Consider the following 22885-nt stretch of genomic DNA (forward strand, 5'->3'; position numbering starts at 1 on the left):
CCTTATAAAAAAAGCGCTGATATCAGCGCTTTTTTTATTCGTCTATTTTGACTGTTAAACCGTTATCTTGTTTAACATGTTCAATCACCATATAAGTCCGATTGGTACCTACCCCTGGAATATCAACAATTTTACCAAGCACCTCTCGATATTCGATCATATCGCCTACACGTATTTTCAACAGGTAGTCATAACCGCCTGCTACCATATCGCACGATACAACTTGTCCTATTTGTAAAATATGCTGTTTAAAAATATCAAATGCCGCTTCGGTTGATTCTTTTAACGTTACCTCAACATGGGCAACCACGTTTTGTTTTAACTTTGTAGCATTTAAACGAGCACCATAACCTTCAATGTAACCGTCTTCTTCTAACTTTTTTACCCTTTCAAGGCATGGACTTGGGCTTAGGTTGACCTGTTTTGCTAAATTTACATTCGAAATTCGGCCATTTTTTTGTAAAGCATCTAAAATTGCTAAATCGATGCGATCGAGTACTCGGGTTTTTATAGAGGTGGTCATACAGAATATTATTCGGCATCTTTTGGACTATTCCCTGTAAATTACCGGATATAGCCAAAATACGCCAGCACATTCTGCTGAAAAGAATTTACACTACGCCCCTATTTTAGAAATTTAACCTATTTTATTTTGAGGGTTTCTTTATGCTTTACAATGGTGACTTAACTACCAAATGTCCGATCCGTCAGCAGATCCGTGACTTTTACCGTATTGATGAAGACCAAGTAATTGACCATATTCTGCCGCTTGCAGAAGTTGGTGTAAGTGCACGTAGCCGCGCATGGGAACGTGCTCGCCAAATGGTTTTAAATATTCGTAACGACCAAGAAGGTCAAGGTGGTGTTGATGCACTGCTTAACGAATATTCTCTGTCTTCTGAAGAAGGCGTGGTGTTAATGTGCCTTGCAGAAGCCCTACTTCGCGTGCCAGATAAAGAAACTCAAGACAGTCTAATTCGCGACAAGCTAGCGAACGGTGACTGGAGCTCTCACTTAGGTAATAGCGATTCTCTATTTGTAAATGCATCAAGCTGGGGTCTTCTTTTAACCGGTAAAATGGTTAACTATGCTGACAAAAATAAAGAAGACCAATTTGGGTTATTAAAGCGCACTATGGGTCGCATTGGTGAACCAGCTATTCGTAAATCGGTTCAGTATGCCATGAAGATCATGGGTAAGCAGTTTGTAATGGGTACTACCATTGAAGAAGCTGTTGAACGTGCGAAAGATAAAGAAGCAAAAGGCTACGCATATTCTTACGATATGCTTGGTGAAGGCGCACGCACCATGGCGGATGCAGAGCGTTACTTCAACAGCTATATGATGGCAATTCACGTAATTGGTAAAGCTGCTAATGGCCGAGGTCCAATTAAGAGCCCTGGTATTTCAGTAAAACTTTCAGCTATTCACCCTCGTTACGAGTTCACACACCGCGAGCGCGTAATGGAAGAGCTAGTACCAAAACTGAAGGAACTTGCGCTAACAGCAAAGCAGTACGACATTAACTTTACAGTTGATGCGGAAGAAGCAGACCGTTTAGATATCTCTTTAGACATTATTGAAGCAGTATTCTCAGATGATGCTTTAGGTAACTGGGCAGGTTTTGGTCTCGCGGTTCAGGCATACCAAAAGCGCGCTATCTTTGTAATTGATTGGTTAGAAGCGCTTTGTCGTCGCGTAAACCGTAAGATGATGGTTCGCCTTGTAAAAGGTGCATACTGGGATACTGAAGTAAAAATGACGCAAGCGGATGGCCTTGAAGACTATCCTGTATTTACTCGTAAAGCGACAACTGACGTATCTTACAAAGCCTGTGCGATTAAATTAATGAAAGCACGTGATGTAATTTTCCCACAGTTTGCAACACACAACGCATACTCTGCGGCAACTATTTTAGAACTGGCTGATGGCAATTACTCTAACTTCGAATTCCAGCGTCTACACGGTATGGGTGAGTCACTTTATGACCAAGTTGTAACTGAAGATCGCGTACAGTGCCGTGTTTATGCGCCAGTTGGTCACCATGAAGACCTACTTGCTTACTTAGTTCGTCGTTTACTTGAAAACGGTGCTAACTCGTCATTCGTAAACGCGATTGTAGATGAGTCGCAACCAGTTGAATCTCTACTAGAAGATCCAGTAGAAAAAATTCAGCGCGTGCGTAACAAGCGTAACCCGCAAATTGTATTACCAAAAGATTTATACGGTAGCGAACGCCAGAACTCGAAAGGTTTAGATTTAACCAACATCAACCATATCACGCCATTTAAGGCAAACTTAGATAAGTGGGTTGCTGAAAACCTAATGACCCATGCGGATGTGCCTGAAGGTCACGAAGCAGTTATTAACCCAGCTAATCACGCTGAAGTGCTTGGTTCTATTCGTCACCAAGACGAAGCAGAGATGAAAGCGTTAGTAGATACAGCAGAAGCTGCTTTCCAATCTTGGTCACAAACACCGGTTGCTGAGCGCGCTGATATTTTACGCCGCACTGCAGACATTTTAGAGCGTCATCGTGATGAACTAATCGCGCTATGTATTAAAGAAGCTGGTAAAGTTGCACAAGACGGCGTAGATGAAGTACGTGAAGCAGTGGATTTCTGTCGTTACTACGCAGCACGCGCCGAAGAACTTGCAGCTGATAGCCGTTTCTCACCTCGCGGTGTAATTTTATGTATCAGCCCTTGGAACTTCCCGCTTGCGATTTTCCTAGGCCAAGTAGCTGCAGCAATCGCTACGGGTAACTCAGTAATTGCAAAACCAGCTGAGCAAACATCACTTGTTGCACTTCGTACCATTGATTTAATGCGTGAAGTTGGTTTACCAGAAAACGTAGTTCAACCTGTTATTGCGCGCGGTAGCAAAGTTGGTCAGGTAATTATTCCTGACGAGCGTGTACAAGCGGTAATGTTTACAGGTTCAACAGAAACAGGCACGCGCATTGCACAAACGCTTGCTGAACGTGGTGGCGACCAAGTACCTCTAATTGCAGAAACAGGCGGTCAAAACTGTATGATCGTTGACTCAACTGCACTTCCAGAGCAAGTGGTTGACGATGTAATTTCTTCAGGTTTCCAATCTGCAGGTCAGCGCTGTTCTGCACTACGAGTACTATTCGTACAAGAAGAAATTGCAGATAAAGTAATTAAGATGATCAAAGGTGCAATGAAAGAATTGCATGTTGGTGACCCTGCTTACTTATCAACAGATGTTGGTCCTGTAATTGACCAAAAAGCACTTGATGCCCTGAACGAGCACGTTGAGTACTTAAAAGACAAAGCGACACTTCATTTTGAATGCCCAATTCCGGCAGATAATGAAGATGGTCACTTCTTCTTTGCACCACGCTTATATGAAATCAGTGACCTATCAGTACTAACGAAAGAAGTATTTGGTCCGTGTGTACACGTAATCCGCTTTAAAGGTACTGAAATTGATAATGTTATCAACCAAGTAAATAGCACTGGTTTCGGTTTAACTATGGGTATTCATACCCGTATCGAAGAGCGTGCTGAGTACCTAGCAAAACAATCTCGCGCAGGTAACATTTACGTAAACCGTAATATGATCGGTGCAGTTGTAGGTGTGCAACCATTTGGTGGTCGCGGCCTATCAGGTACGGGCCCTAAAGCAGGTGGTCCAACTTACTTAACACGCCTAGTAAAAGAAAATGCTGCACCTGAAAACGTTCAAGCAACCAATATCAACCTTGATGGTGAAGTAATTGCAGATGACAAGCACGCAGTTGAGCGCGTTAATCAGCTTATGGTTAACTCAATTCGTGATGAAAAGACATGGCGTGCAACCAGCTTAAACGACCGCATTTCAGTATGTCGTCAAATGCTTGCGAAAATCGCGCAAGTTGAAATTATGGATAAACTTGCTGACGACTTAACGCAAACAATTGCGGACGCGAGAAGTCAATTAGACCGTATTGAAAAACGTTTAGCAAAAGGCACTGTACTGCCAGGTCCTACAGGTGAATCAAATACAATTTACCTAGAGCCACGTGGTTGTGTTGTTTGTTACGCTGATAAAGATACTTCGTTTAACTTCTGGGTACTTTCTATCGTAACGGCAATTGCAGCAGGTAATACGGTAATTACTGTTGTTTCTGATTTATTCCACGAAGAAGCGTTAGCATTCCGTGAAAAACTGATTGCATGTGGTGTTGCAGAAGGTGTACTACAAGTTGCTAAGCTGTCTGAGCTAAATGCAACACTTGCTCACCCGCATGTTGCAGGTGCGGTAATTGGCAGTGGTTGTGAGCGTAAAGCATTAGTGAACGAAAAACTAGCGGCACGTTCTGGTGCAATTTTACCAGTAATCAGTGCTCAGTATTACGACACGCTAATCAACCGCCTAGTTACTGAAAAGACAGTGAGCATTGATACCACAGCATCTGGTGGTAACACGTCACTTATGACATTAACTGACGCGGACTAATTTGAAGTTCTGACCCGATACTCGGGTTGTTAAGCAAAAATAAAAGGGCGAAGTTTTACTTCTGCCCTTTTCTTTTATATTCAACTTAATTTTCATCACTTTATTTGCTAGTTTTAAAGATAATGAAAAAATAATTAATGTGCTGCCAATGTTAAAAACCATTTTAGTATCCGAACTTGTACCAGGCATGTTTGTGCAAGGTGTTGTAAAGCAACAAGGTAGTGTCAAAGTAAAGACCGAAGGCTGGGTAAGGACACAAGCCGCAATCGACAAACTTGTGCAATCTGGCATTTTAGAGGTCTCTGTCGATCCTGATAAATTTATCGACTTAGCCGCAGAAAAAAAAGCGACTACAGAAACAAAACCAGTGCCAACTGCAAAGTTTGATCCGACAAAAACTACCGCTAGCTTTTCAAGCGAAGCTAACAAAGCTAAAAAACTTTACAGCGAAGCAAAACAGCTTCAATCAAAAGCATTTGATGATATCCGCGCTGGCCGCAAGATTGATGTTGAGCCTTTTAAACAAGTTGCTAACGGCTTTATTGACTCGGTGTTCCGCAATCAAGATGCCCTTGCCTGCATGACGCGCATTCGAGAAAAAGACGCTTATTTACTTGAGCATTCAATCAATGTTTCGGTACTTATGAGTATTTTTGCAAAGCATATGGGATTTGACCGAGACATTATTCATGAGCTTGCCACCGGTGCGTTATTGCATGATATTGGTAAAATTAAAGTCCCAGATGAAATCCTCAATAAGCCCGGAAAGTTAACCGATGACGAATTTGATGAGATCAAACGACATGCGCTTTACAGTAAAGAGATTTTAGAAAATTCAGGCTTAAGCGACATTGCCATTCAAGTGGCAGGATTTCACCATGAACGTTTAGATGGAAAAGGCTATCCATTTGGCCTTAAAGATGACGAAATCAACCAATATGTGCGCATGATATCAATTGTCGATGTATATGACGCGCTTACAGCTAAGCGTGTTTATAAAGATGATATGAACCCTATTCAAGCCTTCAAAATTTTGCGTGCAGGTTGCCCTAACTGTTTTGATAGTGAATTAGTTGCAAGATTTATTCAGTGTATTGGTATTCACCCTGTAGGTACGTTAGTCAAACTCAAAAGTCAAAAGCTAGGCATTGTGTCACAAAGTAATTTTGAGCAACCACTTAAACCAATGGTAAAAGTTTTCTACAGTGCAAAACATCAACACTACACTGAAATACAGGACTTAGACTTAGCCAGCAATCGCACTGACGATGAGCTGGAATCATCAATCAAACCTGAAGATTTTGGCATTGATTTAATTAAGTTTTTCCGCAATGCCTTTTTTGATTAAGAAGAAATGACTCCTGATAAAAACGGTAAAATCCGCATTCCTATTACCAAGTTGGAAGTAGGTGATTTTGTGGAAGAAGTAACAAAGCAGCTTGGTGATGTAAAGATAGTACAAACAGGTATTGTGCGTAATTACTTTGCATTACAAGCGCTTAAGAAAAAAGGCGTTATTGAGGTTTTAGTCGATACTGCACGGTCAAATAAAAGTGAAGAAGTAGAAACAACGACGGCAATAAAAAAAATAAAAATTGAAAGCCAAATTGAAGCTGCACTCCACTGGCAAGACAAAGCACTTAGCCTAATGGAAGACACTCTTGCTCGTGCCAAAGCGCACTTGCCTATCGATTTATTTAGTTTAGAAAAGCTCGCAATTGATGCATTAGCGCTTACCAAACAACATAAAGATGTTTTAGGTTTAGCAGTGCGCTGCAAGATGTCCAATAACTTGCTGGCGAGCCATTTGATTCGTATTGCTGTGAGCTTGGCACAGTTTTGTCAAAGCCATAACTATCAGCCCCACGTTAATCAAAGCTTAGTACTTGCAGGATTACTGTCGCGCCTTGGTTACCAGTTGCTGCCAAACAAGCTTCGTTTACCAAATGAAAAATTAGCGGTTATTGAACAGCGTCAAAAACAGCAGCATATTGCCCAGCTGCTCAAACTACTCTCACTTAGTGGGCAACCTAGTCCACAGGTATTGCGCCTGCTTGCAGAGCAAAATGAATTACTTGATGGTACAGGCTATCCTCATCAATTAGACATAGATAAGCTAAATTCCGCACAACGGATTTTAAGTATTGCGATTACGTTTGATAGTTTGGTATTTGGTTTTGATCATACTAAATCGCTCGGCAGTACAGCGGCCTTTCGAGAGCTTATGGATCGTTCGCCTGCCCATTTCGACCCCGATTTACTACAACAGTTTATTCAAACAGTCGGTCTATACCCTGCGGGCACCTTAGTAAAATTAGCCTCTGGTAGAATCGCTTTAGTGATTGAGAACCAAACACAACTCACCAAACCACGAGTAAAGGTGTTCTACAATGGCGAGTTTAATCATCATGTGGCGGTGCGCATTATTAATTTAGCTGAATCAGACGATAGCATTGAAGGTACCGCCAAAGCACAGCGGTACGACTTAAATATTTCGGACTTAGTTACCGAAGACGGTATCTAAAATTATTCCAATTGCATTAATTAGCGGGTCATTTATTGCGACAGAAAAATGGCTCATAAACAAGGCTTAAAATTCGACATGTAGTTGTTCTACTTTAGAATTTTAAAACGCAGTTTATGGGTCATTTAACTCGCTAGAATGATAAAATGATTAATAAAATTGGTATTAGAACTGCCAATCTTCCATTGAGCCTAAACTAAATTCAACGCCTTCAAACTGCATTAATGTTTGCTCTGCGGCAATTTCAATGATGTAAACACCATTGATATTGTCGCCTACTTTTAGTTCTCGGTCGTTGATTTTAATCCAGCTACGGCTTGGTTCTGAGGCAAATACATGCGCTTGGTACCGCATTTCAGGAATGCGTACACGAAATGCTTCAGGTAAGTTTTCAATGGGTGGCACTCTTGCAGAGGTTGTTGACGAAGTGATCACCTCTTGCTCTAACGGCTCGTTTTGCACTTGCTCAAATGCCTCGCTAAATGCATCTATTAATGCATAGGTTTCTTCCCTTTGTTTATTCTGATATCCAACAACTTTATATTCAGATAAATCAATTTCTTGATTGTCGTTATTCTGTTGTTCTTCTGGCTGTGTTTGGCTATTTGCTGGCGTTGTCTGTTGAGTTTGAGCTGCCTGTTGAGCCTGAAGTGGTAAAGGCTGTGAATACACAGGCACTGGCACGAGCTGATATTGTATTTGTGGTTGATTTGCTATTGGTAACTGATTAACAGATTCTACTGTTGGCTTATTTTCGATGGTTTTATCCGGTTCAAATTGTGTTTGAACGATTTTTTCAACTTTTTCAGTTTGTAGGCCTTTGCCAAGAAAAAATCCTAACGTTAAGGTTAGTAAAAATCCTAAAAACAACGCTAAATTTCGGTAGAAGCGTAACTTCTGACTTAACACATATTCTTGCTGATAATCACCTTGCATCGGCATTGTTCCTTTGCTACTTGATTCATTCTGTTTTAACGCATCGAGAATATAAGACATACACACTTCTATTTAAAAAATAAATGACAAACCAATGCCAACTAATAAGGCAACAATAGCAAAGCAAGCATACATCCATACTACGTAATTGGCATTATGTGATGCTGCAGCATTAGCTTCTAACGGTAAAATTTCGGTTGCAGCTGTTGCAATCATGGCTTTATTAACCAAATGACGACTATTTGCAAATGCCCCCATTAAAGAACGCTCACATAGTAAATTGATAAGCCGAGGGATACCACCAGTAAGTTGGTGAATTCGTTTGATTGCAGCGTTTTCAAATAGCATTTTGTCACAACCTGCAACATGCAATCGATGTTTAATGTATGCAAACACCTCAGCTTCGTTAAGCGGCATTAAATGGTAACGCGCTGTAATCCTTTGTGCTAATTGCCTTAAATCGTTACGTTTTAATAATGTTTGTAATTCAGGCTGCCCAACTAAAATAATTTGCAGTAACTTGCGTTGATTGGTTTCTAAGTTAGTTAATAGGCGTAACTGTTCAAGCACCGCACCACTTAAATGCTGTGCTTCATCGATCACCAACATGGTGCGTTTATTTTGACTGTGGTTTTTAAGTAAACGATTTTTAATTTTATCGGTTAAATTTTTAAGTGTGGCTTCTGATTTTTTATAGCGAATACGCAACTCATCACAAATACTGGCCAATAACTCAAGCTCAGATAACGATGGATTAAGCACAAATGCCACTTGCGTATCATCACCTACATTTTCCAGCATACAACGTGTGACCGTTGTTTTACCTGTGCCAACTTCACCAGTTAATAATACAAAGCCGCCAGCATCCCCTAAACCATAGGTTAGATGTGCAAGTGCTTCTTTATGGCGCTCACTAAGGAATAAGTAATCTGGATTGGGGGCTATGGAAAATGGCTGATCCGTTAAACCAAAATAGTCTAAATACACGTGCTTACATTAACTGAATAAAAACTGAGCCTATCATACCAATTCACCACCGAATTCCAAATTATGATAATCTTTACACATTATTCGTTTCGATTTAGTCCGATGAAAGTATATTTAGTCGGTGGCGCTGTTCGCGATAAACTTCTTAAGCGCCCCATCAAAGAATGTGATTATGTTGTGGTTGGCAGCACACCAGCTGAGCTAATTTCACTTGGTTACCAACAAGTGGGCAATGACTTTCCTGTTTTTTTACATCCAAAAACAAAAGATGAATATGCCCTTGCTCGCACCGAACGTAAATCAGGTCAAGGCTACACAGGCTTTATTTGCGACTTTACGCCAGAGGTAACCCTTGAAGAAGACTTAGTGCGCCGCGACTTAACTGTTAACGCGATGGCTGAAGATGAAAACGGCAATATTATTGACCCTTTTAATGGCCAAACAGATTTAGCAAACAAGCTTCTGCGCCATGTTAGTGATGCTTTTTGTGAAGACCCATTGCGTATTTTACGTGTTGCACGCTTTGCCGCACGTTATCATTATTTAGGCTTTACTATCGCGCCTGAAACCCAACAATTAATGCAACAAATGGTAGCTAGAGGTGAGATTAATACATTAACCAAAGAACGTATTTGGCTGGAAATTGAAAAATCCTTAGAAGATGGTGCGATTAATGTATTTACCGATGTACTTGCTGAGATTAACGCATTACCAATAATCCTGCCTGCACTAATAGATTTTTGGTCGCAAGAATACAGTTGTAAACTCGCAGAGTTATTATCTAAAACGTCGGGTGAACAGCAAAAAATCGTGCGTTTTTGCTTGTGGCTAAAAGATATTTTGCCTGAACAAATTAATTCACTTTCAGCGCATTTACGGATCCCTAATACTTATAGTGATGCACTTTATTTATTTAACCGCTTTGCGCCTATATTTTCGAAAAGCGCCCCATGCACACAGCAAGTATTAGATCTGTTAAACACAGCAGATGTGTGGCGACGCCCTGAGCGACTGGCCTTATTTTTAGCAACATTTAAGCTATTAGGCGACTCGCAGTCATCACTTGCAAACGAAATTGAACTTGCGGCAAAACACGCTTCAGCAATTAATGTGCAAGCAATTATTCAACAAGGCTATAAAGGGGCTGAAATCAAACAGCAATTAGATATTGAACGCGAAAAAGCGATCAATGACGTTTTTAGTAATTAGCTATTAGCGCTATTTGCTTTAAATGTGAAATGACTATTGACGTTGTTTATATATAAATAATGCACAAAAAAGGCTAAGCATCTCGCTTAGCCTTTTCATTTCAAATCTCACAATGCACGATTAAGCGCTAATATAACCGAGTCCAATAAGGGCAAATAAACCAACACCTAGAATTAGTCGGTAAATAACAAACGGTAACATGCCCATACGCTCAATAAACTTTAAAAATAAAAAGATACAAGTATAGGCAGAGGCAAACGAAAGCACTGTACCTAGTATCAAAGCATGCCAATCAACCGCTGTGTTATCCAAAATAAGTTTAATGATCATCACTAAACCTAACCCACCGATTACCGGAATAGACATTAAAAATGAAAAACGCGCTGCGCTTTTTTTATCAAGCCCTAATAATAAACCGGCTGTAATGGTTATGCCCGAACGTGATGTGCCCGGAATTAACGCAACCGCCTGAGCAAGGCCCATTAATAGCGCAGCTTTCCATTTAATATCGAAAATATTCTTGTTTTCTTTCGCTTTGATATCGGCATACCAAAGCGCTAAACCAAATACAATGGTGGTAGTGGCTATCACCGCTGCGCCACGCGTGTTAGCTTCTATGAAATCTTTTGCAAGACCTGCAACTAACCCAGCTGGAATAGTCGCCAAAATAATGTACCAGCCCAATTTACTTTCTGCAGTATGACCTTTACCAGCACAAGATTTAAACCACGCTGTTAAAATTTCTACCACATCTTTTCGAAAATAAATAAGCACCGCAAATAAGGTGCCCACATGCACTGCAATATCAAACGCTTGCCCCTGATCTTCCCAACCTAATAACTGGCTAGGTAAAATAAGGTGACCCGAACTCGATATAGGCAAAAACTCTGTAAATCCCTGAATTAAAGCCAGTACGATAATTTCAATCAGTCCCATCTAGTTTATATCTCCACTTTCCATAATTTTTGTTTGGTTTTATCGTATTCTTGCCATAGTTGAGCAACACTTTTGTTTTCAACTGGGTGAGAAAACTCTCCTGCAACTTCGGCTAACGGCCAAAGTACAAAGGCATTTTTGGTGATTTCATCACGTGGCAATTGCGCAGGGGTGTCGCAAATCACGTCGTCAAAAAACAGTAAATCGAGGTCTAGTGTGCGCGGGCTAAACTTTTTATCAGCAGGCGTTCTTCCATGCTCTCGCTCAATTTGCTTGAGTAACGCACACACTTCTTCCAAGGTTAAGTCAGTTGTTGCAGCGGCTACGAGATTATAAAAGTTATTACCTTCAAACCCGACAGATTCACTTTCAAAAATACTTGAGTAAGTCACATTTTCGAAATGTGTTGGCAATATTGCTAATGCTGCTTTTATATAACGCTCTTTGTTGATATTAGAGCCAATACTTATAAATATCTGTGCCATTAGCTTTGCTTTTTACGTGTGATTTCAATGCCCACTGTCTGTGCTTCAAGCACCGCTTGGGGCTTAGAAATACGCAATGTTACTTGCGATACAGCAAATTCTGTTAAGATAATTGACGTTAGTTGTTCTGCAAGTGTTTCTAACAATTCAACTTGAGTTGAACCACAATGAGCGATTATACGTGCTGAGACTTTAGCGTAATCAACCACATCATCAACATTATCGCTTTGTGCGGCCTTGGCAAAATCTGTCAGCATTTCCACGTCAAAAAACAGCGGTTGCTTTGCTTGTTTTTCAAAATCAAACACGCCAATAATGGTATTAACCTGTAATTGACTAATAAAAACCTTGTCTTGCACCCGTATTCACCCCAATTATACTGTGGTCGGATACCAATTAGAGAAAAAAATAGGTACTCTTATGGGTAAATCCGCTGAAAAGAATTAGCGGCAGATAATAGCCTATATTTGCTAAAGAAAAAATAAGGAACACTGTGTTAGCAAGCTTAATGATTGTCTTTGCCTATCTGTTTGGCTCCATTTCTTCAGCAGTGCTCATTTGTAAGCTGTTTCGCTTACCTGATCCCAGAACAACGGGTTCAAATAACCCTGGTGCAACTAATGTTTATCGTATTGGCGGTAAACTGCCTGCCAGCTTAGTGTTAGTGTTTGACGTATTGAAAGGCACCATTCCGGTTTACGGCGCTTATTTCTTGAAAATTGAACCACTTTATCTTGGTTTTATTGCAATCGCAGCCTGTCTTGGCCACATCTACCCAATATTTTTTGGTTTTAAAGGTGGAAAAGCTGTAGCAACTGCCTTTGGTAGTTTATTACCACTTGGTTTTACGCTAGCAGGTTTATTAATCGTTACTTGGGTTGGGTTAATCTGGTTAACGGGCTACTCTTCACTGGCAGCCATTATTACGGTCAGCCTTGCACCATTATTTACTTGGTTTATAAAACCTTTATATGTGTTGCCCGTAACTATGCTTGCGGCACTTATTGTATTTCGCCATCGCGCAAATATTATTCGTTTATTACAAGGTAAAGAGCCAAAAGTAACACAAAAAAAAGCCGAATAATTTCGGCTTTTCTATTTTAACTAATCAGTTAAATCGCTTCTAACTCATCAAGTGACCAACGCGGTTTGGCTCGCATATCAAGTGGTGCGTATTGTTTTGCTTTCAAGCGCTGCATTCCCGCATAGGCGATCATCGCGCCGTTATCGGTACAAAACTCTGTGCGTGGGTAATAAACACGCCCTTGCATGCCCGTCATCACTTTTTCTAAGGTCTCACGTAAATACACATTTGCACTTACACCACCTGCAATAACCAAACGCTTAATGCCATACTCTTTTAGCGCGCGCTTACATTTGATAACTAACGTATCAATTACCGCTGTTTGAAACGCATGAGCGATATTTGCTTTCACCTGTTCAGATATTTCGCCATTTTCATCTTTTTCACTGTTAATGGTGTTAGCTGCAAATGTCTTTAAACCACTAAAGCTCATATCAAGGCCGGGTCTGTCGGTCATTGGGCGCGGAAAACGATAAACTTCTGGTTCACCTTTTTCTGCAAGCTTGGCAAGTAGAGGCCCCCCAGGGTAATCAAGGCCTAATAATTTAGCCGTTTTATCAAACGCTTCACCTGCTGCATCATCAATTGATTCACCTAAGATAGTGTATTGCCCAATACCTTCTACCTTAACAATCATACTGTGACCACCCGATACAAGTAGCGCTATAAATGGAAATTCAGGCACCTCTTCATCAAGCATAGGCGCTAATAAATGCCCTTCCATATGATGTACTGCGACAGCCGGCACATTCCAACCATAAGCAAGCGAACGACCAATTGACGAACCCACTAATAACGCACCTACTAAACCTGGGCCTGCGGTGTAAGCAACGCCATCCAGATCTTCTGGACCACAGCCTGCCTGCTTAAATGCGGCTTCAATTAAAGGAATTGTTTTACGTACATGGTCACGTGAAGCAAGCTCTGGCACAACACCACCGTAATCAGCATGAACTTTCACTTGAGAATATAACTGATGAGCTAATAAGCCTTGTTCATCATCATAAATCGCGATACCCGTCTCATCACAAGACGATTCAATACCCAAAATACGCAAGTTTCTCTCCTAAAATAATAATTAAAGCTCGTTGAATTAAGCTAAGGCAGCGATTTTACAAGCTTTCAGATTTTTTGTCAGCTTTTTACCATCTTTGGTATAATTATTCTTTACATTGCGTGGTGCTTCAGATTACAATGCCGCACCATTTTTGAACTAGTCGGTTAAATCTTAACCGAGATGAGTGGCACTAGCTAAATGTTTAGCTAATAAAACTCATTTAAGTAGAAACATATTACTAAGTAGGTGATTTTTTAATGCCAGTTATTAAAGTTAGAGAAAACGAGCCGTTTGACGTAGCTCTTCGCCGTTTCAAGCGTTCATGTGAAAAAGCAGGTATCCTTTCAGAAGTTCGTCGTCGCGAGCACTATGAAAAGCCAACAGCTGAGCGCAAGCGCAAAAAAGCAGCTGCGGTAAAGCGTCACATGAAGAAGCTTTCTCGCGAAAACGCTCGTCGCGTAAAACTTTACTAATCTAGATTAGGTCTTGTTGATGAGCCTTTTAGCACAACTTAAAGATGCACAAAAAGATGCAATGCGCGCTAAAGACAAATTACGTCTTGGAGCAATTCGCATGGTTTTGGCAGCTGTTAAGCAAAAAGAAATCGACGAACAAGTTACTTTAGGCGATGCTGAAATTACTTCAGTACTCGTTAAACTTGTAAAACAGCGTAAAGATTCTGAAACTCAGTATCGTGATGCTGGCCGTGAGGACTTAGCTGAAGTTGAAGCGAACGAAATTAAAGTACTTGAAGCGTTTTTACCAAAACCGCTTACTGAAGAAGAAATTCTTACTTTAATTGACGAATCTATCGCTGCAAGTGGTGCGTCAGGTATGCAAGATATGGGTAAAGTAATGGGCTTGCTTAAAGCTAAAGCTGAAGGTCGCGCAGATATGGGCAAACTTTCAGGTTTAATTAAGCAAAAACTAAGCGCTTAATCCAGAGTTTTAAAGGCTGACTTTCTCAAGTCAATAACTGCTGGCCTTAACAGCTTTAGAAACCGAGCTTTTGCTCGGTTTCTTCATTTCTAGACTATGATAACGTCTAGCTTAAGCATGCTTTTTTGGGTATGCTACATCACTACCCCACACCACTAGAAACAATTAAAAACTGACCATGGCCGGAAAAATCCCACGCAGCTTTATAGATGATCTATTAGCCAGAACCGATATTGTTGATCTTATCGACGGTAAAGTAGGCTTAAAAAAAGCAGGCAAGGATTATCAGGCATGTTGTCCATTCCATAACGAAAAATCACCATCTTTTACGGTATCGCAAGATAAGCAGTTTTATCACTGTTTTGGATGTGGTGTGCATGGCAACGCCATTTCATTTATGATGGAATACGAAAAGCTCGAGTTTGTTGATGCTATTGAAGAACTCGCCGCAATGCTTAACCTTGATGTGCCAAGAGAAAACGCTTCAAATCAAGGCCCTCAGGTCAGCACCGAGCAAAAGCGTTCAGACTATGAACTGATGATGCATGTTGCTAAATTTTACCAACATCAGCTAAAACACCATGCTAATTCATCCCAAGTTATTGAATACTTAAAAGGTCGTGGCCTGTCTGGCGAAACCGCTAAGCAATTTATGATTGGTTACGCACCGAGTGAATGGGATGCGGTTTGTAATACATTTGCTAAAAATCATGACAGCAAAAAGCAGTTATTAGAACTTAAACTTGCCAGTGAAAAATCAGCAGGGCGACAGTTTGATTTCTTCCGCGACCGCTTGATGTTCCCTATTCGTGATAAACGTGGCCGTGTCATCGCCTTTGGTGGTCGCGTAATGAATAGTGACGACAATGGCCCTAAATATTTAAACTCACCTGAAACGCGCATTTTTCACAAAGGCTTTGAACTCTATGGCCTGTATGAAGCAAAACAAGCAAACAAAAAGCTTGAACAAATTTTAGTAGTTGAAGGTTATATGGACGTGGTTGCACTTGCCGAAAAAGGCATTAATTACGCCGTCGCGGCGCTTGGTACAGCAACCACACCTGAACATATTCATACCTTATTTAGAACGACTGACCGCATAATTTGCTGCTACGATGGTGACCGTGCAGGTCGCGATGCCGCTTGGCGCGCGCTTGAAAACGCGCTGCCTTATTTAAATCATGGCAAAGCACTAGAATTTGTGTTTTTACCCGATGGTGAAGATCCTGATTCACTAGTACAAAAAGAAGGTAAAGAAGCTTTTGAACTGCGCTATGACAATGCAACTGATTTTTCGGCTTACTTATTTGATCGCCTTGCGCAAGAAATTAATTTGACCACAGATGCTGGAAAATCAAAATTATTACAACAAGCGCTACCTTTAATTGAAAAAGTGCCGAGTGATTTTTATCAAGAAAACTTACTTGAAAAATTAGCGCGCTTAATTGGTCGTACACGTGCCCAGCTACAAAAGAAAATAAACACCCCTAAGCAGCAACAAGGCCTTGCCAAAAAATTTAAAATAACGCCAATGCGCCGCGCCATTGGCTTGCTATTACAACATCCTGAACTGGCCAGTGAAGTCCCTTTTCAACCCGAGCTTGCGCAAATGGATGTACCAGGAATTAAGCTGTTTATTCAATTACAGCAAAGCGCCTTAAATAAACAAATCACGACAGCACAACTACTTGAACAGTTTAGAGAAAGTCCTGAATATGCGCCATTAGCAAAGCTTGCATCTTGGCAGCACCAAGTCAATCAAGACTCGTTAGTTAGTGAATTTCAAAGCACCTTTAATTTTATTGAAGATCAGTGTTTAAATTTGCGCCTTGAATCCCTATTAATAAAAGAGAAAACGCAAGGGTTAAGTAAAGCTGAAAAACAGGAATATTCACTACTTACTCTTGCGTTAAAAGGCAGATAACAGCTAGCCAGATTAAAGCTTTGGTGTTATAATCGCCTATTCACTGCGTCTTGTATCGAGTTGTTTAAGGCGCCCGTTGTATCAACTTATCAAAGTGGAAGAGATTACCTCTATGGAGCAAACTCCTCAGTCACAGCTAAAACTCCTCATTCAAAAAGGTAAAGAACAAGGTTACCTTACATTTGCCGAAGTTAACGACCACCTTCCACAAGACATCATAGATTCGGAACAAGTTGAAGACATCATCGGCATGATCAACGACATGGGTATTCAGGTAGTAGAAAATGCACCTGATGCCGATGAGCTTATGATGCAAGAGACCACTACCGATGAAGATGCTGCAGAAGCAGCCGCGGCAGCCCTTGCTACGGTAGAAAAAGAAATCGGTCGTACTACTGACCCGGTACGTATGTATATGCGTGAAATGGGTACTGTTGAACTACTTACACGTGAAGGCGAAATCGACATCGCTAAGCGTATTGAAGACGGTATCAACCAGGTACAAGTATCGGTTGCTGAATACCCAGAAGCAATTAACCACTTACTTGAGCAGTGGGATAGTTACCTTGCTGAAGATGTTCGCCTAAGCGATATTATCAGCGGTTTCTACGATCCAGATGCAGATGACTCAATGATCTCTGCAACGCACATTGGTTCAGAGCTATCAGAAGAAGAACTAGATGATGAAGATTCAGATCTAGAAGAAGACGATGAAGATAGCGAAGACGAAGGCGATACTGGTCCAGATCCAGAAGAAGCGCGCGAAAATTTTGAAAAACTTCGCGACCTTTACAACAAAGCACGCACTATTTTTGAAGAAAAAGGTCGTTCGCACCCAGATGCAGTAGCGATTATTACTGAAATCGGTGAGCACTTCCGTACCTTTAAATTAATGCCTAAGCAATTTGATCGCATGGTTAAAAACATGCGCGATATGATGGACCGTATTCGTGTTCAAGAACGTATCGTTATGAAGCAAGTAGTTCAAATTGCAAAAATGCCTAAGAAAACATTTGTTAAAAACTTTGCTAACAATGAAACAGATTTAGCATGGTTAGACAAAGAAATTGCTGCAGGCGAGCTTTACTCGAATAAACTTGCAGAAGTTAAACCTGAAGTTGAACGTTGTATCAACAAGCTTCGCCATATGGAAGAAAGCACAGGTCTTAACTTAGAGCGTATTAAAGATATCAACCGTCGTATGTCAATCGGTGAAGCGAAAGCACGCCGTGCGAAAAAAGAAATGGTTGAAGCAAACTTACGTCTTGTAATTTCAATTGCGAAAAAGTACACCAACCGTGGTTTACAGTTCTTGGATTTAATCCAAGAAGGTAACATTGGTCTTATGAAAGCAGTTGATAAGTTTGAATACCGCCGTGGTTATAAGTTCTCAACTTATGCTACATGGTGGATCCGTCAGGCAATTACTCGTTCAATTGCTGACCAAGCGCGTACTATCCGTATTCCAGTACACATGATTGAAACGATTAACAAACTAAATCGTATTTCACGTCAAATGTTACAAGAAATGGGTCGTGAGCCTTCACCAGAAGAACTCGCAGAGCGCATGGTAATGCCGGAAGATAAAATCCGTAAAGTACTGAAAATTGCAAAAGAGCCAATTTCAATGGAGACACCAATCGGTGACGATGAAGATTCGCACTTAGGTGATTTCATTGAGGATAGCACCATTGAATCGCCGGTTGATTCGGCAACAATGGAAAGCCTCAAGAATGCAACACACGATGTACTTGCAGGTCTTACAGCACGTGAAGCAAAAGTACTTCGTATGCGTTTCGGTATCGACATGAATACTGACCATACATTAGAAGAAGTAGGCAAGCAGTTTGATGTAACGCGTGAACGTATTCGTCAAATCGAAGCGAAAGCACTTCGCAAGCTTCGCCACCCTTCACGTTCAGACTTACTGAAAAGCTTCTTAGACTTCAAAGGCTAAGTAAACAGTTAAACTAAAAGGCCGCACATTGCGGCCTTTTTTCTTACAGGAAAAACATTATGGCGTGGATCCAAATTCGCATAAATGCCACAAAAGAAACAGCTGAAGTTATTAGCGATGAACTAATGGAGCTTGGCTGCCCTTCAGTTACCTTTGTTGATGCTAAAGATACTCCAATTTATGAACCTAAATTAGGCGAAGTTACTCTTTGGGCAGATACCACGGTAATCGGCTTATTTGATGCTAGTGTCGATATGCAAGCAATTACAGAACAACTTGCAACGCTGCCAGTATTACAAGAAAACTTTGTCTATAAAGTAGAACAACTGGAAGATAAAGACTGGGAACGCGAATGGATGGATAATTTCCACCCTATTCAGTTTGGTGAAAGACTTTGGATTTGCCCGAGCTGGCGCGATGTGCCCGATCCATCAGCGGTCAACGTATTACTAGATCCTGGCCTTGCATTTGGTACCGGCACACACAATACAACTGCACTTTGTTTACGCTGGTTAGACAGCTTAGATTTAACAGGTAAAACAGTTGTCGATTTTGGTTGCGGCTCAGGAATTCTTGGTATTGCTGCACTTAAATTAGGTGCAAAACGCGTAATTGGCATCGATATCGACCCTCAAGCGCTAGCTGCAAGCCGCGATAACGCCGAGCGAAATGGTGTTGCCGATTTACTTGAAGTTTACTTGCCTGAAGATCAACCTGAATTTGAAGCAGATGTATTAGTTGCCAACATTCTTGCACAACCACTCAGAGAGTTGCATCAAGTTATCTTAGGATTACTTAAATCAGGTGGCCAGTTTGCATTATCCGGTATTCTCGAAGAACAAGTGGGTTCTGTAGAAGATATTTACCGCCAATATGCAAGCCTTGAAACAAGCCAACAAGATGGTGAATGGATGCGCGTAGCAGGTCAAAAGAACTAACCATCATTTTGCCCAGTCCCTTTAAAATCCTTAGCTCAAGGCATATTGAGTTAAGGATTTGTTACTTTTGCTAACAAAAATCTTCCTTTTTTTCTGCTCGATAGCTCGTTACAAAAAGTCAATATCAAAAGTTTAAAAAAAAACCACTTTTGTATAAATAATAGGCTTTGATTTTTGCAAAAAAAACCGTAAACTTAGCGCCCCTTGATTGGTGACCCAGATTTATTGTGCAGATAGGCCCTTATCAGTTAGAAAATAACTTAATGGTTGCTCCTATGGCAGGAGTAACAGATAGACCGTTTAGACAGCTATGCCGTCAACTCGGTGCAGGCCTTGCTGTATCTGAAATGTTGTCATCCAATCCTAAGGTTTGGAAAACCGAAAAATCAATGTCTCGTATGGATCATTCCGGCGAGTCTGGTATTCGCAGTGTGCAAATTGCAGGTGCTGACCCTCAGCTGATGGCGGAAGCAGCCCAATTTAATGTCAAAAATGGCGCACAAATTGTGGATATCAATATGGGTTGTCCAGCAAAAAAAGTGAATAAAAAGCTCGCAGGCTCTGCCCTTTTGCAGTACCCCGAACTCGTTACTGATATCGTCAAAGCCGTAGTTAATGCGGTTGATGTACCAGTCACGTTAAAAATCCGTACAGGATGGGATACTGATAATCGAAATGGTGTAGAGATTGCGCGCATCGCTGAACAAAATGGTATTCAATCGCTAGCGGTTCATGGCCGTACGCGCTCTTGTATGTACAAGGGGGAAGCTGAGTACCAAACAATTAAGGACATTAAAAGTTCAGTCTCCATACCTGTGGTTGCTAACGGTGATATTACATCGCCGCAAAAAGCGAAACAGGTGTTGGAATATACGGGCGCAGATGCTTTGATGATAGGCCGTGCAGCACAAGGTCGCCCTTGGATTTTTAGGGAGATAAACCATTATCTCACCACCGGAGAATTACTACCCGAACCAGCAATGGACGAGGTACAGAGTATTCTAATGGAACACTTGGTAAATCTTCATGCATTTTATGGTGATGTAATGGGTGTGCGAATAGCGCGTAAGCATGTCTCATGGTATTTGCAGGCTCATGACCGTGAAGGTCAATTTAGGCGAGTATTTAATGCTATCGACTCTCAACAAGAGCAAATCGATTCATTAGAAAAGTACTTTGAAACACTAGCAGATAATTAACAAAGAGTAAGAAAGACGATGTTCGAACAAAACGTGACTTCTCCATTTATTACTAACGCACACGTTCAGTCTCAAGAGAAACCACAACCATTACGTGATGCTTGTAAAAAAGCAGTTCACAACTACTTAAAGCAACTTAATGGTCAAGATGTACAAGATGTTTACGAGCTAGTTCTTTCAGAACTTGAAGCGCCGTTACTTGAAGAAGTAATGACATATACTCGCGGTAACCAAACTCGCGCAGCTATCTTATTAGGTATCAACCGCGGTACTCTTCGTAAGAAGCTTAAAAAGTACGGTATGAACTAATACGCACCTTCTGGTGCAATAAAAAGCACCCTTGGTTTCCTCGGGTGCTTTTTTGTTTTTCTAACCCCGAAAAACACACTGCTTTATTACAATTCATGTAAAAAGTAGTTAAAGACCAGCGCTACAGGTCTTGTTTATAAATTCGGCAATTGGCCGTCGTGTTATAGACAAAAGTAAGTTAAAATATTCGTTTAAATTAAGTGTTTTCTCGCACTATCAATCAAATTTTGAGGTAATCAAAACTACCATGGATACATTACGTCCAATTCGTCGCGCTTTGTTAAGCGTTTCAGACAAAACAGGTATTGTAGAATTTGCACGCGCGCTTTCAGAGAAAGGCGTTGAACTTCTTTCAACTGGCGGTACATGTAAGCTTTTAGCTGACAACGGCATCGCAGTAACAGAAGTATCAGACCACACAGGTCATCCTGAGATCATGGATGGTCGTGTTAAAACATTACACCCAAAAATCCACGGCGGTATTTTAGCGCGTCGCGGTACTGACGAAGGTGTAATGGAAGCAAACAACATTTCTGCAATCGACATGGTGGTAGTTAACCTTTACCCATTTGCACAAACTGTTGCAAAAAAAGGTTGTTCACTTGAAGATGCTATTGAAAACATCGACATCGGTGGCCCTACAATGGTGCGCGCTGCCGCTAAAAACAACAAAGACGTTACTATTATTGTAAACGCAGGCGACTACGATCGCGTTATCGCTGAAATGAATGCAAACAATGGCGCAACAACGTATGAAACACGTTTTGACTTAGCAATTGCTGCATTTGAGCATACTGCACAATACGATGGCATGATCGCCAACTATTTTGGTACACAAGTACCAGATTACAGCGAAAATGCAGCGGAGACTGAAGAGTCTAAATTCCCGCGTACAATTAATTTCCAATTCACTAAAAAGCAAGATATGCGCTACGGTGAAAACTCACACCAAGACGCAGCGTTCTATGTTGAAAACAACATTGAAGAAGCATCTGTTGCCACTGCAAAACAGTTACAAGGTAAAGCCCTTTCGTACAATAACATTGCAGATACAGACGCAGCGCTTGAATGTGTTAAAGAATTTGACGCACCAGCATGTGTAATCGTTAAACACGCAAACCCGTGTGGCGTATCAATTGGCGACAACATTCTTGACGCTTACGACCGCGCGTTCAAAACTGACCCAACGTCAGCATTTGGTGGCATCATTGCATTTAACCGCGAGCTAGATGCAGACACAGCTGAAACTATTGTTTCGCGTCAGTTTGTTGAAGTTATCATTGCACCAAGCGTTTCTGAGGCAGCAGCACAAATTGTTGCAGCAAAACAAAATGTACGTTTACTTGAGTGTGGCCAGTGGTCAAACAAAACAACAGGTGTTGATATTAAACGTGTTAACGGCGGTATCTTAGTACAAGATCGCGACCAAGGCATGGTTGATATGGGCGACCTACGCGTTGTTTCTAAGAAACAACCAACTGAGCAAGAACTAAAAGACTTAATGTTCTGCTGGAAAGTGGCTAAGTTTGTTAAATCAAATGCGATTGTATACGCAAAAGACGGTATGACAATCGGTGTGGGTGCAGGTCAAATGAGCCGTGTTTACTCTGCAAAAATTGCAGGTATTAAAGCAGCTGATGAAAACCTAGAAGTAGCAGGCTCAGTAATGGCATCTGACGCTTTCTTCCCATTCCGTGACGGCATCGATGCAGCAGCAGAAGCGGGTATTACTGCAGTAATTCAGCCAGGTGGCTCAATGCGCGATGAAGAAGTTATCGCTGCAGCAGATGAGCACGGCATGGCGATGGTATTTACTGGTATGCGTCATTTCCGCCATTAATATTTGCTTGCAAACTTGTTAGTGCGAGCACTTTGTTTGCTCGCACTAAGCTGTTAATTTTGCTATATGTTGCTTAATAAAAATAAAAACTAGG

The 22885-nt window shown here is 41.1% G+C and carries 20 protein-coding genes; 13 read left to right on the forward strand and 7 right to left on the reverse strand.

Features of this window, described 5'->3' with window-relative positions:
- Window positions 1-34: 34 nt before the first annotated feature.
- On the reverse strand, window positions 35-523 hold the full coding sequence (locus tag AAEU29_RS07325) for a winged helix-turn-helix transcriptional regulator (protein WP_372768664.1): 489 nt from the start codon (window positions 521-523) through the stop codon (window positions 35-37).
- Between the two features lie 143 nt (window positions 524-666).
- On the opposite strand from AAEU29_RS07325, the gene putA reads away from it, so the two are divergent.
- From putA to AAEU29_RS07340, 3 genes are all read left to right on the forward strand, one after another.
- Window positions 667-4467, forward strand: a complete 3801-nt coding sequence (putA, locus tag AAEU29_RS07330; RefSeq protein ID WP_421972706.1) for a bifunctional proline dehydrogenase/L-glutamate gamma-semialdehyde dehydrogenase PutA — start codon at window positions 667-669, stop codon at window positions 4465-4467.
- 148 nt (window positions 4468-4615) lie between these two features.
- On the forward strand, window positions 4616-5815 hold the full coding sequence (locus AAEU29_RS07335) for a cyclic di-GMP phosphodiesterase (protein WP_421972707.1): 1200 nt from the start codon (window positions 4616-4618) through the stop codon (window positions 5813-5815).
- 6 nt (window positions 5816-5821) lie between these two features.
- Window positions 5822-6991, forward strand: a complete 1170-nt coding sequence (locus AAEU29_RS07340; protein WP_421972708.1) for an HD-GYP domain-containing protein — start codon at window positions 5822-5824, stop codon at window positions 6989-6991.
- A 165-nt stretch (window positions 6992-7156) separates the two neighbouring features.
- Here the strand turns inward: AAEU29_RS07340 and AAEU29_RS07345 are convergent, their stop codons facing one another.
- Together AAEU29_RS07345 and AAEU29_RS07350 are read right to left on the reverse strand one after the other, a co-directional pair.
- The gene (locus AAEU29_RS07345) at window positions 7157-7987 is read right to left on the reverse strand and encodes a general secretion pathway protein GspB (RefSeq protein WP_421972709.1); all 831 of its coding nucleotides are present in this window, start codon (window positions 7985-7987) and stop codon (window positions 7157-7159) included.
- Between the two features lie 12 nt (window positions 7988-7999).
- On the reverse strand, window positions 8000-8914 hold the full coding sequence (locus AAEU29_RS07350) for an ExeA family protein (protein ID WP_421972710.1): 915 nt from the start codon (window positions 8912-8914) through the stop codon (window positions 8000-8002).
- Window positions 8915-9016: 102 nt separating this feature from the next.
- On the opposite strand from AAEU29_RS07350, the gene AAEU29_RS07355 reads away from it, so the two are divergent.
- A complete protein-coding gene (locus AAEU29_RS07355) occupies window positions 9017-10123 on the forward strand; it encodes a tRNA nucleotidyltransferase/poly(A) polymerase-related protein (protein WP_421972711.1) in 1107 nt (368 codons plus the stop codon).
- 120 nt (window positions 10124-10243) lie between these two features.
- Here AAEU29_RS07355 and AAEU29_RS07360 read toward each other — a convergent pair whose 3' ends face one another.
- The 3 genes from AAEU29_RS07360 to folB are packed head-to-tail and all read right to left on the reverse strand — an operon-like array spanning window position 10244 to window position 11903.
- On the reverse strand, window positions 10244-11059 hold the full coding sequence (locus tag AAEU29_RS07360; RefSeq protein ID WP_421972712.1) for an undecaprenyl-diphosphate phosphatase: 816 nt from the start codon (window positions 11057-11059) through the stop codon (window positions 10244-10246).
- A 5-nt stretch (window positions 11060-11064) separates the two neighbouring features.
- On the reverse strand, window positions 11065-11544 hold the full coding sequence (folK, locus tag AAEU29_RS07365; protein WP_421972713.1) for a 2-amino-4-hydroxy-6-hydroxymethyldihydropteridine diphosphokinase: 480 nt from the start codon (window positions 11542-11544) through the stop codon (window positions 11065-11067).
- The gene (folB, locus tag AAEU29_RS07370) at window positions 11544-11903 is read right to left on the reverse strand and encodes a dihydroneopterin aldolase (protein ID WP_274761663.1); all 360 of its coding nucleotides are present in this window, start codon (window positions 11901-11903) and stop codon (window positions 11544-11546) included. Before folB ends, folK begins: the two co-directional genes overlap by 1 nt.
- 134 nt (window positions 11904-12037) lie before the next feature.
- Between folB and plsY the strand changes: the two genes are divergently transcribed.
- Window positions 12038-12628: a glycerol-3-phosphate 1-O-acyltransferase PlsY gene (gene plsY, locus AAEU29_RS07375; protein ID WP_274761662.1), complete on the forward strand. Its 591-nt coding sequence runs from the start codon at window positions 12038-12040 to the stop codon at window positions 12626-12628.
- Between the two features lie 28 nt (window positions 12629-12656).
- Here plsY and tsaD read toward each other — a convergent pair whose 3' ends face one another.
- Complete coding sequence (gene tsaD, locus AAEU29_RS07380) at window positions 12657-13685, reverse strand: tRNA (adenosine(37)-N6)-threonylcarbamoyltransferase complex transferase subunit TsaD (RefSeq protein ID WP_421972714.1); 1029 nt, start codon at window positions 13683-13685, stop codon at window positions 12657-12659.
- A 257-nt stretch (window positions 13686-13942) separates the two neighbouring features.
- Here tsaD and rpsU point away from each other — a divergent pair, with 257 nt between their 5' ends.
- The 8 genes from rpsU to purH all read left to right on the forward strand — a co-directional run bounded on the left by rpsU (window position 13943) and on the right by purH (window position 22791).
- On the forward strand, window positions 13943-14158 hold the full coding sequence (gene rpsU, locus AAEU29_RS07385) for a 30S ribosomal protein S21 (RefSeq protein ID WP_010362466.1): 216 nt from the start codon (window positions 13943-13945) through the stop codon (window positions 14156-14158).
- A gap of 19 nt (window positions 14159-14177) precedes the next feature.
- Window positions 14178-14624 carry a GatB/YqeY domain-containing protein gene (locus AAEU29_RS07390; protein ID WP_372769705.1) on the forward strand — a complete coding sequence of 149 codons (447 nt, stop codon included), beginning with the start codon at window positions 14178-14180 and terminating at the stop codon, window positions 14622-14624.
- Between the two features lie 178 nt (window positions 14625-14802).
- A complete protein-coding gene (dnaG, locus tag AAEU29_RS07395) occupies window positions 14803-16548 on the forward strand; it encodes a DNA primase (RefSeq protein ID WP_421972715.1) in 1746 nt (581 codons plus the stop codon).
- 112 nt (window positions 16549-16660) lie between these two features.
- A complete protein-coding gene (rpoD, locus tag AAEU29_RS07400; RefSeq protein ID WP_421972806.1) occupies window positions 16661-18505 on the forward strand; it encodes an RNA polymerase sigma factor RpoD in 1845 nt (614 codons plus the stop codon).
- Window positions 18506-18564: 59 nt separating this feature from the next.
- Entirely contained in the window at window positions 18565-19443 is an 879-nt protein-coding gene (gene prmA, locus AAEU29_RS07405; RefSeq protein WP_421972716.1) for a 50S ribosomal protein L11 methyltransferase, read from the forward strand.
- A gap of 227 nt (window positions 19444-19670) precedes the next feature.
- Complete coding sequence (gene dusB / locus AAEU29_RS07410; protein ID WP_372769699.1) at window positions 19671-20642, forward strand: tRNA dihydrouridine synthase DusB; 972 nt, start codon at window positions 19671-19673, stop codon at window positions 20640-20642.
- Between the two features lie 18 nt (window positions 20643-20660).
- A complete protein-coding gene (gene fis, locus AAEU29_RS07415; RefSeq protein ID WP_010561030.1) occupies window positions 20661-20951 on the forward strand; it encodes a DNA-binding transcriptional regulator Fis in 291 nt (96 codons plus the stop codon).
- 247 nt (window positions 20952-21198) lie between these two features.
- Window positions 21199-22791, forward strand: coding sequence for a bifunctional phosphoribosylaminoimidazolecarboxamide formyltransferase/IMP cyclohydrolase (gene purH, locus AAEU29_RS07420; protein WP_421972717.1), 1593 nt, complete (start codon window positions 21199-21201; stop codon window positions 22789-22791).
- Window positions 22792-22885 lie beyond the last annotated feature (94 nt).

Source organism: Pseudoalteromonas aquimarina, from assembly GCF_049257255.1.
In the GTDB taxonomy this organism is placed as follows: Bacteria; Pseudomonadota; Gammaproteobacteria; order Enterobacterales; family Alteromonadaceae; genus Pseudoalteromonas.

What these genes read in the sequence shown, in the direction of transcription:
- AAEU29_RS07325 (WP_372768664.1), bottom strand. Translation starts at nt 523, where the DNA reads ATGACCACCTCTATAAAAACCCGAGTACTCGATCGCATCGATTTAGCA.
- putA (WP_421972706.1), top strand. Translation starts at nt 667, where the DNA reads ATGCTTTACAATGGTGACTTAACTACCAAATGTCCGATCCGTCAGCAG.
- AAEU29_RS07335 (WP_421972707.1), top strand. Translation starts at nt 4,616, where the DNA reads ATGTTAAAAACCATTTTAGTATCCGAACTTGTACCAGGCATGTTTGTG.
- AAEU29_RS07340 (WP_421972708.1), top strand. Translation starts at nt 5,822, where the DNA reads ATGACTCCTGATAAAAACGGTAAAATCCGCATTCCTATTACCAAGTTG.
- AAEU29_RS07345 (WP_421972709.1), bottom strand. Translation starts at nt 7,987, where the DNA reads ATGTCTTATATTCTCGATGCGTTAAAACAGAATGAATCAAGTAGCAAA.
- AAEU29_RS07355 (WP_421972711.1), top strand. Translation starts at nt 9,017, where the DNA reads ATGAAAGTATATTTAGTCGGTGGCGCTGTTCGCGATAAACTTCTTAAG.
- AAEU29_RS07360 (WP_421972712.1), bottom strand. Translation starts at nt 11,059, where the DNA reads ATGGGACTGATTGAAATTATCGTACTGGCTTTAATTCAGGGATTTACA.
- folK (WP_421972713.1), bottom strand. Translation starts at nt 11,544, where the DNA reads ATGGCACAGATATTTATAAGTATTGGCTCTAATATCAACAAAGAGCGT.
- rpsU (WP_010362466.1), top strand. Translation starts at nt 13,943, where the DNA reads ATGCCAGTTATTAAAGTTAGAGAAAACGAGCCGTTTGACGTAGCTCTT.
- AAEU29_RS07390 (WP_372769705.1), top strand. Translation starts at nt 14,178, where the DNA reads ATGAGCCTTTTAGCACAACTTAAAGATGCACAAAAAGATGCAATGCGC.
- dnaG (WP_421972715.1), top strand. Translation starts at nt 14,803, where the DNA reads ATGGCCGGAAAAATCCCACGCAGCTTTATAGATGATCTATTAGCCAGA.
- rpoD (WP_421972806.1), top strand. Translation starts at nt 16,661, where the DNA reads ATGGAGCAAACTCCTCAGTCACAGCTAAAACTCCTCATTCAAAAAGGT.
- prmA (WP_421972716.1), top strand. Translation starts at nt 18,565, where the DNA reads ATGGCGTGGATCCAAATTCGCATAAATGCCACAAAAGAAACAGCTGAA.
- fis (WP_010561030.1), top strand. Translation starts at nt 20,661, where the DNA reads ATGTTCGAACAAAACGTGACTTCTCCATTTATTACTAACGCACACGTT.
- purH (WP_421972717.1), top strand. Translation starts at nt 21,199, where the DNA reads ATGGATACATTACGTCCAATTCGTCGCGCTTTGTTAAGCGTTTCAGAC.